At 51.5% G+C, this 1,409-nt stretch carries 1 rRNA gene; it reads left to right on the forward strand.

From position 1 onward, the window contains the following. A 23S ribosomal RNA gene (locus ACSLUH_RS19365) occupies positions 1-1,396 on the forward strand; the annotation flags it as partial. Positions 1,397-1,409 lie beyond the last annotated feature (13 nt).

Genomic DNA, 1,409 nt, shown 5'->3' on the forward strand with positions numbered 1-1,409 from the left:
CTTAAGGCTGAGATACGAGACGAGTCACCAAGGTGACGAAGCTGTTGATGCTCTGCTTCCAGGAAAAGCTTCTAAGCTCTAGATTATTAGGAACCGTACCCCAAACCGACACAGGTGGTTAGGTAGAGAATACTAAGGCGCTTGAGAGAACTCGGGTGAAGGAACTAGGCAAAATAGTACCGTAACTTCGGGAGAAGGTACGCTGTTGATGGTGATGGGACTTGCTCCCTAAGCTGTTGACAGTCGAAGTAACCAGGTGGCTGGAACTGTTTATTAAAAACACAGCACTGTGCAAAATCGAAAGATGACGTATACGGTGTGACGCCTGCCCGGTGCCGGAAGGTTAATTGATTGGGTTAGCTCTGCGAAGCTCATGATCGAAGCCCCGGTAAACGGCGGCCGTAACTATAACGGTCCTAAGGTAGCGAAATTCCTTGTCGGGTAAGTTCCGACCTGCACGAATGGCGTAATCATGGCCACACTGTCTCCACCCGAGACTCAGTGAAATTGAAATTGCGGTTAAGATGCCGTATACCCGCGGCTAGACGGAAAGACCCCGTGAACCTTTACTATAGCTTGACAGTGAACATTGCTCCTACATGTGTAGGATAGGTGGGAGGCTTTGAAGCAGGTACGCCAGTATCTGTGGAGCCAACCTTGAAATACCACCCTTGTATGCGTGATGTTCTAACCTAGGGCCCTTATCGGGCTTGGGGACACTGTCTGGTGGGTAGTTTGACTGGGGCGGTCTCCTCCCAAAGAGTAACGGAGGAGCACGAAGGTTGGCTAAGTACGGTCGGACATCGTACGGTTAGTGCAATGGCATAAGCCAGCTTAACTGCGAGACAGACACGTCGAGCAGGTGCGAAAGCAGGTCATAGTGATCCGGTGGTTCTGTATGGAAGGGCCATCGCTCAACGGATAAAAGGTACTCCGGGGATAACAGGCTGATACCGCCCAAGAGTTCATATCGACGGCGGTGTTTGGCACCTCGATGTCGGCTCATCACATCCTGGGGCTGAAGTCGGTCCCAAGGGTATGGCTGTTCGCCATTTAAAGTGGTACGCGAGCTGGGTTTAGAACGTCGTGAGACAGTTCGGTCCCTATCTGCCGTGGGCGTTTGAGAATTGAAGAGGGCTGCTCCTAGTACGAGAGGACCGGAGTGGACGAACCTCTGGTGTTCGGGTTGTCATGCCAATGGCATTGCCCGGTAGCTACGTTCGGAACTGATAACCGCTGAAAGCATCTAAGCGGGAAGCAGGCTTTGAGATGAGTTCTCACTGGAGCTTTAAGCTCCCTAAAGGGTCGTTGGAGACTACAACGTTGATAGGTCAGGTGTGGAAGTGCTGTGAGGCATTGAGCTAACTGATACTAATTGCCCGTGAGGCTTAACCATACAACACCCAAGT

This window comes from Thalassotalea ganghwensis (assembly GCF_053485795.1).